General features: G+C 62.7%; 14 protein-coding genes. 6 read left to right on the top strand and 8 right to left on the bottom strand.

The annotated features are described in order from the left end of the window. Window positions 1-46: 46 nt before the first annotated feature. Together DT068_RS03395 and DT068_RS03390 are read right to left on the bottom strand one after the other, a co-directional pair. On the bottom strand, window positions 47-1,393 hold the full coding sequence (locus DT068_RS03395; RefSeq protein ID WP_119388383.1) for an aspartate aminotransferase family protein: 1,347 nt from the start codon (window positions 1,391-1,393) through the stop codon (window positions 47-49). Further along, window positions 1,390-2,280, bottom strand: a complete 891-nt coding sequence (locus DT068_RS03390; protein ID WP_119388382.1) for a MurR/RpiR family transcriptional regulator — start codon at window positions 2,278-2,280, stop codon at window positions 1,390-1,392. Before DT068_RS03390 ends, DT068_RS03395 begins: the two co-directional genes overlap by 4 nt. An 86-nt stretch (window positions 2,281-2,366) precedes the next feature. Here DT068_RS03390 and DT068_RS03385 point away from each other — a divergent pair, with 86 nt between their 5' ends. Both DT068_RS03385 and DT068_RS03380 read left to right on the top strand, forming a co-directional pair. After that, entirely contained in the window at window positions 2,367-3,209 is an 843-nt protein-coding gene (locus DT068_RS03385; protein ID WP_119388381.1) for a beta-keto acid cleavage family enzyme, read from the top strand. Between the two features lie 65 nt (window positions 3,210-3,274). Continuing rightward, on the top strand, window positions 3,275-3,535 hold the full coding sequence (locus DT068_RS03380; protein ID WP_162913988.1) for a hypothetical protein: 261 nt from the start codon (window positions 3,275-3,277) through the stop codon (window positions 3,533-3,535). Between the two features lie 494 nt (window positions 3,536-4,029). Here DT068_RS03380 and araD1 read toward each other — a convergent pair whose 3' ends face one another. Further along, window positions 4,030-5,022 carry an AraD1 family protein gene (araD1, locus tag DT068_RS03375; protein WP_119388791.1) on the bottom strand — a complete coding sequence of 331 codons (993 nt, stop codon included), beginning with the start codon at window positions 5,020-5,022 and terminating at the stop codon, window positions 4,030-4,032. 257 nt (window positions 5,023-5,279) lie between these two features. Here araD1 and DT068_RS03370 point away from each other — a divergent pair, with 257 nt between their 5' ends. The 4 genes from DT068_RS03370 (at window position 5,280) to DT068_RS03355 (ending at window position 9,655) form a co-directional block, all read left to right on the top strand. Further along, window positions 5,280-6,344: an ABC transporter ATP-binding protein gene (locus tag DT068_RS03370; protein WP_119388379.1), complete on the top strand. Its 1,065-nt coding sequence runs from the start codon at window positions 5,280-5,282 to the stop codon at window positions 6,342-6,344. A 19-nt stretch (window positions 6,345-6,363) separates the two neighbouring features. Continuing rightward, window positions 6,364-7,674 (top strand): ABC transporter substrate-binding protein, encoded by a 1,311-nt coding sequence (locus DT068_RS03365; protein WP_119388378.1) that lies wholly within the window; start codon window positions 6,364-6,366, stop codon window positions 7,672-7,674. Window positions 7,675-7,817: 143 nt separating this feature from the next. Continuing rightward, window positions 7,818-8,762: a carbohydrate ABC transporter permease gene (locus tag DT068_RS03360; RefSeq protein ID WP_119388377.1), complete on the top strand. Its 945-nt coding sequence runs from the start codon at window positions 7,818-7,820 to the stop codon at window positions 8,760-8,762. Next, complete coding sequence (locus DT068_RS03355) at window positions 8,762-9,655, top strand: carbohydrate ABC transporter permease (RefSeq protein ID WP_119388376.1); 894 nt, start codon at window positions 8,762-8,764, stop codon at window positions 9,653-9,655. The genes DT068_RS03360 and DT068_RS03355 overlap by 1 nt, the downstream gene beginning before the upstream one ends. Before the next feature lie 321 nt (window positions 9,656-9,976). Here DT068_RS03355 and DT068_RS03350 read toward each other — a convergent pair whose 3' ends face one another. The 5 genes from DT068_RS03350 to DT068_RS03330 all read right to left on the bottom strand — a co-directional run bounded on the left by DT068_RS03350 (window position 9,977) and on the right by DT068_RS03330 (window position 14,935). Further along, window positions 9,977-10,774: an ABC transporter ATP-binding protein gene (locus DT068_RS03350; RefSeq protein WP_119388375.1), complete on the bottom strand. Its 798-nt coding sequence runs from the start codon at window positions 10,772-10,774 to the stop codon at window positions 9,977-9,979. Continuing rightward, entirely contained in the window at window positions 10,774-11,580 is an 807-nt protein-coding gene (locus DT068_RS03345; RefSeq protein WP_119388374.1) for an ABC transporter permease, read from the bottom strand. The genes DT068_RS03350 and DT068_RS03345 overlap by 1 nt, the downstream gene beginning before the upstream one ends. A gap of 50 nt (window positions 11,581-11,630) precedes the next feature. Next, the gene (locus tag DT068_RS03340; RefSeq protein ID WP_119388373.1) at window positions 11,631-12,638 is read right to left on the bottom strand and encodes an ABC transporter substrate-binding protein; all 1,008 of its coding nucleotides are present in this window, start codon (window positions 12,636-12,638) and stop codon (window positions 11,631-11,633) included. Between the two features lie 191 nt (window positions 12,639-12,829). Further along, the gene (gene hisD, locus DT068_RS03335) at window positions 12,830-14,155 is read right to left on the bottom strand and encodes a histidinol dehydrogenase (protein ID WP_119388372.1); all 1,326 of its coding nucleotides are present in this window, start codon (window positions 14,153-14,155) and stop codon (window positions 12,830-12,832) included. 15 nt (window positions 14,156-14,170) lie between these two features. Beyond that, window positions 14,171-14,935: an SDR family NAD(P)-dependent oxidoreductase gene (locus DT068_RS03330; protein ID WP_119388371.1), complete on the bottom strand. Its 765-nt coding sequence runs from the start codon at window positions 14,933-14,935 to the stop codon at window positions 14,171-14,173. Window positions 14,936-15,142: the final 207 nt, after the last annotated feature.

Below are 15,142 nucleotides of genomic sequence, written 5' to 3'. Positions count from 1 at the left end.
TCCAACGCGGGCTACCTGCATGATACGGGCTTCGTGCCGGATTATTTCATGCGACATTGCGGGTTGCGAGCTTGCCGATCGCAGCATCGACGGCATCTCCCAGACGTTCGACGATCGCATCGACCGACGCTGCGTCAACAATGAAGGGCGGCGCCACCAGAACATGGTCGCCCCGCGCGCCGTCGATCGTGCCACCCATCGGATAGACGATCAAGCCGCGCGCCAAAGCTTCGCGCTTGACTGCCGCATTCACTTTGAGGTTTGGCGCGAAAGGCTCCTTGCCGGCACGATCGGCGACCAGCTCGATGCCGCGGAACAGGCCGCGCCCCCTGATGTCGCCGACATGATGGTGATTGGCGAAGCGCTCCCCGAGCCGGCGCTCGAGATGACGCCCCATCACCTTGACATTGTCGAGCAGCCGATCGCGGCCGATGATCTCCTGCACGGCGAGCGCGGCGGCAGCGGCCATCGGATGGCCCATATAAGTGTGGCCATGTTGAAAGAGACCCGAACCCCTGGCGAAGCTCTCGAAGATATGGCGGCCGAGAAGCACCGCGCCGATCGGCTGATAGCCGCCACCCAGGCCTTTCGCCATGGTGAGGAGATCCGGCACGACGCCTTCCTGCTCGCAGGCATGCAGCGTTCCGGTACGGCCCATGCCGCACATGACTTCATCGAGGATCAGGAGCACGCCGTGGCGGTCGCAGATGGCGCGAATATGCTTGAAGTAATCGCCCACCGGCGGCACGGCGCCCGCCGTGGCGCCGACCACCGTCTCGGCGATGAAGGCCATCACATTCGAAGGTCCGAGCTCGTCGATCTTGCGCTCGAGCGCCTGTGCGGCGCGCAGGCCATAGTCCGCATCGCTCTCGCCCGGGGCCTGGTGACGATAGGCGTAGCAGGGATCGATATGGTGGGTGTCGATCAGGAGCGGCGCGAACTGGGTCCTGCGCCATTCATTGCCGCCGGCGGCCAGCGCTCCCAGCGTATTGCCGTGATAGCTCTGCCGCCGCGCGATGATGTGGCGGCGCTGCGGCTCACCCTTTTCGACGAAATACTGTCGCGCCATCTTCAGCGCCGCCTCGACCGCCTCCGAGCCGCCACTGACCAGATAGACGTGATCGAGACCCGATGGCGCATCGGCGACCAGACGATCGGCCAGGCGTTCAGCGACATCGGTCGTGAAGAACCCGGTATGGGCATAGGCGATCTTATCCATCTGCGCGCGCATTGCGGCGAGGACATCTTCATCGCCGTGGCCGAGACAGGACACCGCGGCACCACCCGACGCGTCGATATAGCGCCGGCCATCCGCATCGATGATCTCGATGCCCTTGCCGGAAACCGCCACCGGCAAGTGCTCGTGAATGCGGCGGTGCAACAGATGAGTCATGTCGCGGATCTCGTCATGCGCGGCTTCACATGAACGTCGAGCGCGATCAGCTGGCGCTCCATCTGGCGAACCACGTTCAGCGCCGCATTGCCGCCGCGACCGGCCACCAGCGCGGTGAGAATCTCCGCCATGACGAAGGCGGGCGACATCGTATGAAAGAAGGACTGGCTTTCGGTCGCGACGATGAGGGCGCATTCGGCAAGCTGTGCCAGCGGCGCCACTTCACTGTCGGTAATGGCGATCACCGTGACGCCCAGCGATGCCGCATATTGCGCGATTTCGACAGTTGCGCGCGTATAGGGGGCAACGCTTGCCACCAGCAGGACATCTTCGCTGCAGGCACCGCGCAGCTGGTCGGCGCCGACGCCGGCCAGCGCATCCAGGAACACGCTGCGATCATCGAAGAAGGACAGAATATAATGCGCCTGCCAGGCGACCGGGTGGCTCGAGCGCAGGCCGAGGCAGTAGATCCGGCGCGAAGCCGTCAGAAGGTCTGCCGCCTTGATCAGACGCTCGAGCGCCTCAGGGCTCGCCAGGCGGGCAAGCTGATCCTGCAACGTTCCCAGCATCTCGACGGCAAGCGCCTTGTCGCCGCGCAGCTTCTGGCTCGCCACTTGCGCGCCGGCCTTGCTGGCGAAATCAAGCGAGCCGCCGCGCAACGCATCGGCATAGAGGCCGCGAATGGCGTCATAGCCGGAAAGACCGATCCGCTTGGCAAAGCGCGTCATCGTCGCCGGGCGGACGCCGGCTTTACGGGCCTGCTCGCGCATCGACAGCAACGCCACGTCGCGCGGATGGTCGAGGACATAGCGCGCCGCCACCTGAAGCTCGGCGGACATGCCGTCGAACTGCTCCACAACACGCGCGGAAAGCGGCCCTTGGTCCATAACCCAGGATAGCACCGGCCGGCACAGGCTGCAACGATTGTTTCTTTGAACAATATAATGATACATATGAATCATCGGGAGGATAGATGGCCGATAAACCCAAAGCCTTGCCGTCCATTTCGATTACCAATGCCCCCAATGGCGGCCGGCGCGGCAAATCCGATCATCCGGCGCTGCCCCTGACCGTTGCGGAGCTGGCGCGCTGCGCCGAGGAGTGTCTGGCCGCCGGTGCCGCGATGCTGCATCTTCATGTTCGCGGCAGAGACGGGCGCCATCTGCTCGATGCCGAGGCCTACCGCCAGGCGCTCGGCGCCATCAGAGCGGTGACGGGTGACCGGCTCATCCTCCAGATCACCACCGAAGCGCTTGACCTCTACCGACCTGGCGAGCAAATGGCGGTCACCAGGGCCGTCCGCCCCGAAGCCGCATCCCTTGCCTTGCGCGAGCTCTGTCCTGATGCGGCAGCGGAAGCGGAGTTCGCCGACTTCCTGCTCTGGCTGCGACGCGAAGGCGTCATGCCGCAGATCATTCTCTATTCACCCGAAGAGGCAAAGCGTCTCGCCTCGATGCGCGAGCGCGGGATGATCCCGTGGCGGGACGTGCCGGTCCTCTATGTGCTTGGCCGCTACAGTCCGGGGCAATTGTCGCAGCCGCGAGACCTTCTCCCTTTTCTCGCCCCCGACCTGCCGCGCTACAGCCATTGGACGACCTGCGCTTTCGGCCGCCATGAAGCGGCAGCGGTGAGCCTCGGCGCCTTGCTCGGCGGACATGTGCGCGTCGGCTTCGAGAACAATCTCGAGCTTCCCGATGGAACGGCGGCACGAAACAATGCCGAACTCGTGGGCATGACGGCCGACATCCTGCGGCGCTGCGGCGTGGGCCTCCTCACTGCCCCGGCGCTCAGAGAGGAATGGGCGGCACTCTCCTAGATCGTGTGCTTTTCCTGGCCGCAGCCAGATGGCAAGATCGCCGCCACGGGAAATGGCGGGCTTCCATGCGCTGGATGAGTGTTCTTTGTGCTGTTGCGCTGACGGTCATGCCGGCCAGGACGGCGCAGGCCGATCCTCTCGAGCGTGGCGAATCGGTGAAGGCGCTTCAGGCCATCACGCTCACCGATGCCTCAGACCAGCAGGCGCCCGATTCCTGCGGCGCGCCCGATGCGAGCTGGTATGGCAAGATCTCGCAAGGTGCCTGCATCCCGCCTTACTTCATCCTGCAGTTCCGCGCCGACAAGCATAACCGGCTGCCGAAGTGAACCGGTAATGGATTCCGCGTGTTCACCGGTGAAAAAACAGGCGGTCAATTGACAAAGATAGGCAGCGATTCCTCGGCTCCGTCTCGCCATATCGGAGACGGATACAGGGAATTACAGGGATTTACAGGGAAAAATGGGGAAAAAAATACCCGATCGAGCAATATCAATGGGTTGGCAATTTGAAACAGGGAAAACCATAGGGAATAACAGGGATTTTCGCGCCAGCGGCGCGGAGCATTCTGCTTTGCGAAAGTTTCCTAGGCTCCACACCTGAAATCACACCACGCATCAAACCAATGAGATGGAAGTGGCTCTTCCGCCCAATTTCAAGGCGCATCTGCAAGATGGATTTTCCCAAATCTCACGATCTTGCCCATAATTGCAAGGGGGAATTTGAGCGGCTTCGACCGGGCCATCCAGTCTCAACACCCTATAGCTGTTGCATGGAAGGGCCGGATGGCCGCCGCAAGGGCGGCGGCCATGACGGGCTGGGATCACAGCTGCCCGATCTCCACCGCCGTCTCCGCGGCGATCTTGAGCGGATTGCGCAGAGGCAGGCCGAAATCGGCGCAGTCGATCTCGAAGACATCGCCCGCTTCCGGCTTGATGCCGTCGGCGAAGGACAGCGTCGCGGTGCCGAACATATGCACATGCACATCGCCCGGCTGGCGGAACAGCTCGTATTTGAAGTGATGATGCTCGAGATTGGCGAAAGTGTGGGACATGTTGGCTTCGCCGGAGAGGAACGGCTTCTCCCAGATCACCTGGTCTCCCCGCTTGATGCGCGACATGCCGCGTATGTCCTCGGGCGGGGCGCCGACCCTGATCTCGGGGCCGAAGCTTGCGGGCCTCAGCTTCGAATGGGCGAGGAAGAGATAGTTGATGCGCTCGGTCACATGGTCGGAGAATTCATTCGACAGCGCAAAGCCGATCCGGAAAGGCTTGCCGTTCTTCGCAATGACATAGATGCCGGCGACCTCCGGCTCCTCGCCGCCGTCAAGCGCGAAACTCGGGGAGAGAAGCGGCTGGCCGGGCCCGGTGGCGGTGGCGCCATTGCCCTTGTAGAACCATTCCGGCTGCACGCCGATCTTGCCTGAAGCGGGCTTGCCGCCCTCGAGCCCCATGCGGAACATCTTCATGGAATCGGTCAGTGTCTCCTTGTCCTTCTCCATCACATTCTTGTGCATGCTGTCGCGGGTGGCGGCCGAGCCCAGATGGGTGAGACCAGTGCCCGTCAGATGCAGATTGGCGGGACTTGGGTGGGTGATCGGGGCAAGGAGCCGCCCCTCTTCATAAGCGCGCTCGAGATCGACCGTGTCGCCGAGACCATGCTGCCTGACCGCTTCGGCGAGCGAAATGCCCTTCCCGGCCGCTCCCAGCGCCAATTCATAGACGCCGGAGGCACCCTTGACGAACCGGCCGGGCGCCCCCGCCTCGCGCGCCACGACACGGACCGCGCCTTCATGTCTCACCTGGGACAACAGCATTCTCTCATCCTCGCATTTCAAGGCCGGCAGCTTTTTGTCATACAATTCGGTTAAATAGCAAGCCAGCTGTCGCGATCCGGGACAACCGGCCGCTGTTGCCTGATTTTTGGGCCTTCGTCTTACCCGACGGCGGCCATTAGTCTTTTGTCGAATAGGGCTATCTTGGCTTGCAGTGATCGGCTGGCATTCGTATCGTTGGCGGTTCGCACGTCAGGCAAAAAAATCAACGGCGTGCGGGATGGGAGGATCGCCGCAGCATGGCCGAAGTCCAGATACGCGACGCACGCAAGGCCTATGGCAGCGCGCAGGTCCTCCATGGGGTGAGCGTCGACATAGAGGACGGCGAATTCGTCGTGCTTGTCGGTCCCTCGGGTTGTGGCAAGTCAACGCTCCTGCGCATGATCGCCGGACTCGAAAGCATCACCGGCGGCGAGATCGCCATCGACAAGCGCGTCGTCAACAACGTGCCGCCGAAGGAGCGCGATATCGCGATGGTGTTCCAGAACTACGCGCTCTATCCGCATATGACGGTCGCCGACAATATGGGCTTCTCGCTCAAGCTCAAGAATGCGCCCGCCGCCGAGACGGCGCAGAAGGTGCGCCAGGCCGCCGACATATTGGGCCTCGCCCCCTATCTCGAGCGCTATCCGCGCCAGCTCTCGGGCGGCCAGCGCCAGCGCGTCGCCATGGGACGCGCCATCGTGCGCAATCCCAAAGTGTTCCTGTTCGACGAGCCTTTGTCCAATCTCGACGCCAAATTGCGCGTGGCGATGCGGGCGGAAGTCAAGCAACTGCATCAGCGCCTCAAGACCACGACCGTCTATGTCACCCATGATCAGATCGAGGCCATGACCATGGCCGACAAGATCGTGGTGATGAATGAAGGCAAGGTCGAGCAGATCGGCCGGCCGCTCGATCTCTATGACCGGCCGCAGAACCGGTTCGTCGCGGGCTTCATCGGATCGCCGGCGATGAATTTCCTTTCCGGCCGTTTGGCGGATGGCGGAACGGCCTTCGAGGCGGAAGGCGGCATCACGCTTGCCATCGCGCCAAAGACGCAACTGGCGCCCGGCCATCCCCTGGTGATCGGGGTGAGGCCTGAGCATCTGGCGCTTGCCGACAAAGGGATCGCGGCGGAAGTCATCGTCGTCGAACCGACCGGCGCCGAGATCCAGGTCAATGCGAAAGCCGGCAATGGCGATGAGATCGTCGCCGTGTTCCGCGAGCGGCATGACTTCACGCCCGGCGAAACGATCACACTCACCCCGCAAGCCGGCGCCATCCATCTTTTCGATGGCGCGACGGGTGAGCGGATTTCATAAGCAAAGTCAGGAGGAAAAGATGGGATTCACACGACGCGACTTGCTCAAGACGACCGCCGGGGTTTCAGCCGGCCTCATGGCGCCGGCGCTCATCGGCTCAGGCGCCCGGGCCCAGGAGCTATCCTTCAAGCCCGAGGACGGCGCCAGCCTGCGCCTCCTGCGCTGGTCGCCCTTCGTCAAGGGCGATGAGGAACAGTGGCTCGCCAACACCAAGAAATTCACCGAGGCGACGGGCGTCGAGGTGCGTGTCGACAAGGAAAGCTGGGAGGACATCCGCCCCAAGGCGGCGGTCGCCGCCAATGTCGGCTCAGGCCCCGACCTGATGCTGGTGTGGTTCGACGACCCGCATCAATATCCCGACAAATTGCTCGATGTCAGCGACCTCGCCAATTATCTCGGCAACAAATATGGCGGCTGGTATGACGGGCCGAAGAGCTATGCGACACGCGACGGGGCCTTTGTCGGCCTGCCGCTCGCCACCATCGGCAATGCCATCGTCTATCGCGAAAGCTGGGTGAAGGAAGCTGGCTTCACCGAATTCCCCAAGACCACCGACAAGTTCCTCGAATTGTGCCAGGCGCTGCAGAAGACCGGCCATCCGGTCGGCTTCACCCATGGCCATGGCGTGGGCGACGGCAACAACTATGCGCATTGGCTGCTGTGGAGCCATGGCGGCAAGATGGTGGACGAGAAGGGCATGGTGACCATCAACAGCCCGGAGACGCTGAAGGCCATCGAATATGCGATGGAGCTCTACAAGACCTTCATCCCCGGCACCGAGGGCTGGCTCGATGTGAACAACAACCGCGCCTTCCTGGCGGGCGAGCTGTCGGTCATCGCCAATGGCATCTCGGCCTATTATTCGGCGAAGAACGACCCGAAGCTTGCCGAGATCGCCAAGGACATCCGCACCACCAATCTGCCGATCGGTCCGGTGGGCCAGGCGGCCGAACTGTTCCAGGTCACGTCCGCCGTCATCTTCAAATACACGAAATATCCCAATGCGGCGAAAGCCTATCTGCAATTCATGTTCGAGGAAGCGCAGATGAGTGAGTGGATCACCAAGTCGAGCGGCTATTGCTGCCAGACGCTCAAAGCCTTCGCCAGCAATCCGATGTGGACGGCGGACCCCGCCAATGCGCCTTATGCCAAGGCATCGGAGACGCTGCGCAACAACGGCTATGCCGGTCCCCTGGGCTATGCGTCCGCCGCGGTGATGGCGGATTATGTCCTGGTCGACATGTTCGCGGAAGCCGTGACCGGCCAGCAGACGCCACAAGCGGCGATGGAACGCGCCGAGAAGCGCGCCAACCGCTACTATCGGGTGTGACAAATAATACCGTCATCCCGGCGAAAGAACGTCATCCCGGCGAAAGCCGGGACCCCTTAAATTGGTGAAGCGCGGGCAGCGCCGCCCGGTTGATTCTAGTCAGGGGGTCCCGGCTTTCGCCGGGATGACGAAAAGAGAGGAAAATGGCCGATACGACAGCCATAGGATCGACACGGCAGAGCGTGCCTTTGCTGCAGCGGATCGAGAACAGCCGCATGGCGCTCGGCCTCATCTTCCTTTTGCCGGCGGCGACTTTGCTGCTGCTCTTCCTCACCTATCCGCTGGGGCTCGGCGTCTGGCTCGGCTTCACCGACGAGCGCACCGGGCGGCCCGGCATCTTCATCGGCCTCGAGAATTACGAATATCTCTGGAATGACAGCGTCTTCTGGCTCTCGGTCTTCAACACTCTGCTCTATACGACCGTCGCCTCGCTGCTGAAATTCGGACTTGGCCTGTGGCTGGCGCTGCTCCTCAACGAGAAGCTGCCCTTCAAGGCCTTCTTCCGCGCCATCGTGCTCCTTCCCTGGGTGGTGCCGACGGTTCTCTCGGCCATCGCCTTCTGGTGGATATATGACGCGCAGTTCTCGATCCTCTCCTATGTGCTGCAAAAGTTCGGCCTCATCACCGGGCCGATCAATTTCCTGGGCGATCCCACCAACGCCCGCGCCTCGGTGATCGCCGCCAATGTGTGGCGCGGCATTCCCTTCGTCGCCATCACGCTGCTCGCCGGCCTGCAGACCATCTCGCCCTCGCTCTATGAGGCGGCGACCCTTGACGGCGCCACATCCTGGCAGCGCTTCCGCTTCGTGACCTTCCCGCTGCTCACCCCCATCATCGCCATCGTGATGACCTTCTCGGTGCTCTTCACCTTCACCGACTTCCAGCTCATCTATGTGCTGACCCGCGGCGGACCGGTGAATGCCACGCATCTGATGGCGACGCTGAGCTTCCAGCGCGGCATATCGGGCGGCAATCTCGGCGAGGGAGCGGCGATCGCCGTCGCCATGATCCCATTCCTCCTCGCCGCCATCCTGTTCAGCTATTTCGGATTGCAGCGGCGGCGCTGGCAGCAGGGCGGGAGCGATTGATGGCCGATACCGCGACATCCACCGCCCGCGCCGGCGATGAAGGCGGCATGAACTACCTGGAGCGCCTGCCGCGCCGGGTGGTGACGGTCTATCTGCCGCTCGCCATCTTCGTCTTCGTGCTGCTGTTCCCGTTCTACTGGATGGCGATCACCGCCTTCAAGCCGAATGAGGAGCTGACCGACTACAAGAACTACAGTCCGTTCTGGGTGGTGCGCCCGACCCTCGACCATATCCGCTATCTGCTGCTCGACACGTCCTATCCGGGCTGGCTTCTCAACACCGTCATCATCTCGGTCGCGGCGACCTTCCTGTCGCTTCTCGCCTCGGTCTTCGCGGCCTATGCGATCGAGCGCCTGCGCTTCAAGGGATCGCGCAGCGTCGGGCTTGCCATCTTCCTCGCCTATCTGGTGCCGCCCTCGATCCTGTTCATCCCGCTCGCCGTCATGGTGTTCAAGCTCGGCCTCTATGACACGCGCTTCGCCTTGATCCTCACCTATCCGACCTTCCTCATCCCCTTCTGCACCTGGCTGCTGATGGGCTATTTCCGCTCCATCCCCTATGAGCTCGAGGAATGCGCGCTGATCGACGGCGCCACGCGCTGGCAGATCCTCACCCGCATCGTGCTGCCGCTCGCGGTGCCGGGCCTGATCTCGGCCGGCATCTTCGCCTTCACCCTGTCGTGGAACGAATTCATCTATGCGCTGACCTTCATCCAGTCGTCGGAGAACAAGACGGTGCCGGTCGGCGTCCTGACCGAGCTGGTGCGCAGCGACGTCTATGAATGGGGCGCGCTGATGGCCGGCGCGCTTCTGGGATCGCTGCCGGTCGTCATCCTCTATTCCTTCTTCGTCGAGCACTATGTGTCGTCGATGACGGGCGCGGTGAAGGAATAGCCGCCGTTTATCCGTCATCCCGGCGAAAGCCGGGACCCCCTGACTAGAGCGTGATGGCTTTTCGTCGAGTCGCCATCACGCTCTAGCTTTTTGTTTGCGCATGATTTTTCCGGAAAACCGGTATCCACTTTTCCGGATCATGCTCTAGAATCAACCGGGTGGTGCTGACGCGTATTGCCAATATTGGTGAAGCGTGACCAGCACCACCCAGATTGCCCTTATTCAGGGGGCCCCGGCTTTCGCCGGGGTGACGGTGTTTGGGTGCTGCACTTCGTTTGTGAATTCACAGAACGGTTTTTCGCCGGGATGACGAACTTGATTCTATTCGAGCGCCTCGGCAAATCCCGCTGCCGCCAGCGATTCACTGCGGATGGCGTCCATCACCTCGCGATGCAGAGCCTGGAACTCCGGGCTCGCCGCCATGGTGTAGCGGCGCGGGCGCGGCAGGTCGATCGGCACGATCTTCTTGATGCGGCCGGGGCGGTTGGTCATCACCGCAACGCGATCGGAAAGATAGACGGCTTCCTCGACATCATGGGTGATGAACAGCACGGTCAGGCGATGCTGCTCCCAGATGCCGGTCAGGAGCTCCTGCATGTGATGGCGGGTGAGCGCATCGAGCGCGCCGAAGGGCTCGTCCATCAGCAGCATCTTGGGCCGGTAGGACAAAGCGCGGGCAATGGCGACGCGCTGCTTCATGCCGCCCGAGAGCTCGGCCGGATAGGCTTTCTCGAAACCGGTGAGGCCGACGAGGCGCATATGATCGCGGGCGATCGAAGCGGCCTCGGCCGATGATCTGCCCGATGCCCGAAGCGCGAATTCGACATTCTGCTCGGCGGTGAGCCAGGGCAGCAAAGTGTAGCTCTGGAACACGACGCCGCGGTCGAGGCCGGGGCCTGTGATATCCGCGCCATCGATGCGGATCTCTCCTTCGCTTTGCGTCTCGAGCCCCGCGGCGATCGAGAGAAGCGTGGACTTGCCGCAGCCCGACGTGCCGACCAGGCCTACGAATTCATTGTCGCCGATATCGAGATCGACGCCCTCGAGCGCGACGGTGGTCCCGCGGTCGGAGATGAAGGTCTTGCCGAGATTGCGTACCGACAATTTGGGTTCCGCCATCATCTCACCTCCAGATAGCGGAAGAGGCGGCGGCCCAAATATTTCATCGCCTGGTCGGTGGCGAGGCCCAGAATGCCGAGGATCAGCAGATAGCCGAAGATGAGATCGGTCTGGAAGAAGCGCTGCGCCGTGGTGATGCGGTAGCCCAGGCCCGATGTGGCGGCGACGAGCTCGGCGACCACCAGCCAGGTCCAGGCCCAGCCCAGGCTGATGCGCAGCGAATCCCAGATGGCGGGCAGGGCGGAAGGCAGCACGATGCCCTTGAGGATGCGCCATTCCGGCATTTCCAGCGTGCGGCCAAGATTGATGAAATCGCGCGGCACCGATTTGACATTGTCCATCACCAGCAACACCTGCTGGAAGAAGGTGCCGATGAAGATGATGAGGAATTTCTGCGCATCGCCGGTGCCGGTCCACAGGATGGTGAGCGGCACGAAGGCGACGACCGGCATATAGCGAATGAAATCGACGAAGGGCTCGATCGCCGCTTCCCAGCCGCGATAGCTGCCGATCAATATGCCGATCGGCAGCGCGATCACGGTCGAGATGAGGAAGCCTAAAGTGATGCGATAGATGCTGATGCCCATATCGGCGAGGAGCTGGCCCGACGCCCATAATTCGCCGAGCCGCGACAGCACCTGGCCGGGAGACGGCAGGAAGAGCGGCCGCACCAGCCCGGCCGCCGTGGTTGCAAACCACAAAAGCCCGAGGACGGCGAAGACCGCGACAGCAATGCCGAGGAACTCCACCGCCCTGATGCGGCCGCCAAGCGCGAAGAGGCGGGCGAGGCCCTTTTGTTTGCGCATCGGATTACTCCGAAAACCGCTTCGCACTTTTCGGTCCGATGCTGTCCGTCTTACTTCGTCGCGGCATCCACGAACCGGGTGTCGATGGCGGTGGACAGGTCGACATCCTTCTGCAGGATGCCGGCGGTGCGCGCCGCCTTGTGCACTTCCGGAATGACCTTGCCGGTGAAATTGGCCATCTCGGTCTTGTTCTCGGCCAGCGTGTAATAGACGACGCCGTCGAAAGCGGTGGCGAGCTCTTCGGGCTTGGCGCCGACGGCTTCCGAAATGATGGCGCGTCCGCCTGCCGTGTCCTTGCGATAATCGGCAAGGGCGGCGTCCCAGGCCTTCAGCAGCGCCACGATCTGGCCCGGCTTCTCGCTGAGGAATTCCTCGCGCACCACGAAGACATCGGAGATGAGGCCCGGATTCTCGCCGGCGCTATAGACCATCTTCACCTTGGGATTCTGCTGCATCGCCAGCGTCAGATAGGGTTCATAGGTGACGGCGACCGGCACCTTGCCGGCGATCATCGCCGAGCCGGCATCCGACGCCGGCATCGGCACCTTCTCGATATCGGCAATGGTCATGCCGTTCTGACTCAACGCATAGTTCAGCAGGATATCGCTGGTGGTGCCCTCCTCATAGGCGACCTGCTTGCCCTTGAGGCCCTTGATGTCGGTGACCGAACCGTCGGAGATCATGGCATCGGCCGTCTTCGACACATCGAGCAAAGCCACGATCTTGAGCGGCAGGCCGGCGGCGATGAAATTCATCGCCGTATGGGTGGCGATATTGCCGCATTGCAGCTGGCCGGCGGCAAGGGCCGCATTGATATCGGCATCGGTGTTGAAGTTGATGATCTCGACGCTTTCGAGCCCCTGCGCCTTGAACAAATCCTTCCTGGCCGCGATGTGCCACTGGCCGTAGCCGAGCCACGGCTCGATGCCCATTTTCACGGCACCGGCCTCGGGCTTGGACGGAATGTCCTGGGCCAGGGCGGTGCCAAGGCCAAGCCCCGCGAAGGAGGCGGCGGCGCCCGCCTTAATGATGTCACGACGGTTGGGAGACCAGACCATGGGAGTACCCTCTCACTTTGCTTTTCATGAATTATCGGCGGCGGATCAAACGACAAAGACAGTGCGGCGTCAATGTTTTCTCAGTGTTTTCACTGTCACCCCGCGAAAGCCGCTATCATGTGCACACATCTCGCGGGTGAACGCTAATCCCTCTCCCCGCTAAAGCGGGGCGAGGCGAATGTCATCAAGTGTCAGCCCTTCAAAATCTCATCGCGCAGTTCCGAGACCGCATTGGCATGGCCCTCGAAGCCTTCATAGGTCGCGAGGCGGCGGGCATTCAGGGCGAGCTCCGGATAGGCCTTCTCGGTCACATAGGCGATCGAGGTGCGCTTCATGAAATCGAAGACCGAAACGGGCGAGGCGGTCTTGGCCCAGCCACTGGTGGGCAGGACATGATTGGGACCGAGCACGAAATTGCCGAGCGTGGTCGGTGTATGCTCGCCGAGCAGGATCTCGCCCGCATGATCGAGCCGGCCCAGATAGCGGAAGGGCTCCCTGGCCAGGACCTCGAGATGCTCCGGCGCATAGTCGTTGGTGAAGGCGATCGCCTCATCCTCATCGCGCGCCAGCACGATGCCGCCGACCGGGCCCGACAGCACGGTCGCGGAGAACCCCGCGCGTTGCGCGCCCATCTTCGCCCAGTAATGCGGGATGGCGGCGCGCGCCTCCTCGGCAACCCGCCTGCTCCAGGTGACGAGATAGGCCGAGCTGTCGGGCCCATGCTCGGATTCGATCAGGAGATCGAGCGCGGCGAGACGGCCGTCGATCGTGTCATCGGCCAGCACGATGAGCTCACTCGGTCCCGCCGGCGTGCCGGTGTCGATCACGTGGCTGACCATGCGCTTGGCGGCCGCCACCCAGGGGCTGCCGGGGCCGATGACCTTCGCCACTTTCGGCACCGTCTTCGTGCCATAGGCGACGGCGGCAATCGCCTGGGCTCCTCCCGCCTTGAACACCTTGTCGACCCCCGCCATGCGCGCCGCGACCAAAGTCGCATCATCGACCTTTCCGTTGGGACCGGGCGGTGTCACGATGATGAGCTCGGGCACGCCCGCCACCTTGGCGGGTATCGACGTCATCAGCGCCACCGACGGGAAGGCACCCTTGCCGCGCGGCACATAGCAGGCAGCAGAGGGAATGGGCCGCACCCGATCGCCGGCAAAGGCACCCGGACGCATCTCATGCAGCCACATCTCCTCGGGCTTCTGGTCTTCATGGAATTTGCGGATCGCCTCGGCAGCATAGTCCATCGCCGATTTCACCTGCGGATCGAGCGCTTTCCCGGCCGCGGCAAAGTCCTCTTCCGTCGCCTGGATCTGGGACGCCTCGACCGGCGCCTTGTCGAAATCGCGCGCGAAGCGGGCAAGCGCTTCGTCGCCTTCCCGGCGCACCGCATCGATGATGGCCCTGACCTTCTCCTCATAGGAAGACAGATCGGTTTCGGTGCGCTGAAGCAGGCGCTGACGCTCACCTTGCGACAGCAAGGCGAGCTCATGGAAATTGACGGCGCGGGTCATGATGGTCCTATAGGTCTAAAGAGCAGCAAGCGTGCCGCCATCGACCGGCAGGCACACGCCCGTCACATAGCGCGAAGCATCGGAGCAAAGGAAGATGCTGGCGCCGACAAGATCGTCCAGCTCGCCGAAGCGCTGGAGCGGGATCTTGCCGAGCATCGCCTTCTGCCAATCCTCGTTCTGATAGAAGGCTTCGGTGAGATCGGTGCGGAAATAGCCGGGCGCCAGCGCATTGACCCTGATGCCGAGCGGCGCCCATTCGGCCGCCAGAGCCCGGGTCGCGCCGAGCAATCCCGTCTTGGACGAGCCATAGGGCACCGCGGTCGGGATGCCGCGCTCGGAAGTGAGGGACGCGATATTGAGGATGACGCCGCCGGTGCGCTTCATGAGGCGGGCGGCGGACTGGGCCGCGAAGAAGGCGCCCTTCAGATTGGTGTCGACGATACGGTCCCAGAGAGCTTCCTCGACATCGAGCGAGGGTGAGACCTGCTCGACGCCGGCATTGTTCACCAATATGTCGAGCCCGCCCAGCGACACGGCGGCGGTGGCGACAGCGGCGCGGATCGTGGCGATCTGCGTCACATCCATCGCGACCGGCACCACCTTGCGGCCATGAGCACGAATGGCCTCGGCCGTCTCTTCCAGGGAATCCAGGCGTCTTGCGGCAATCGCCATGTCGGCGCCGGCCGCGGCAAGGCCGACGGCCAAAGCGCGGCCTATGCCACGGCTTGCCCCCGTGACGAGCGCCCGCTTGCCCTCCAGCGAAAACAGCTTGTCGATCATGGGCAATGAGTTTTCCGGGTTTCGCCGCGTTATGGCAAGACCCTGCCCAAAGTTCGGGCAATCCATCGGCTAAGCTCTTGGCGCGGCTCGGCAAAGGCGCTGGACACACAGACAGATGTCGATAATGTATGACAAAGACCGGGTCACAGCCCGCATGGGCGACATGTGCCGATGATCCGGTATGCAGCAATAAAGTTCGGTCTATAC

This window comes from Taklimakanibacter lacteus (genome assembly GCA_003576695.1).
Taxonomy (GTDB): domain Bacteria; phylum Pseudomonadota; class Alphaproteobacteria; order Rhizobiales; family Aestuariivirgaceae; genus Taklimakanibacter; species Taklimakanibacter lacteus.
This window is presented reverse-complemented; position numbering and strand designations above follow the sequence as displayed.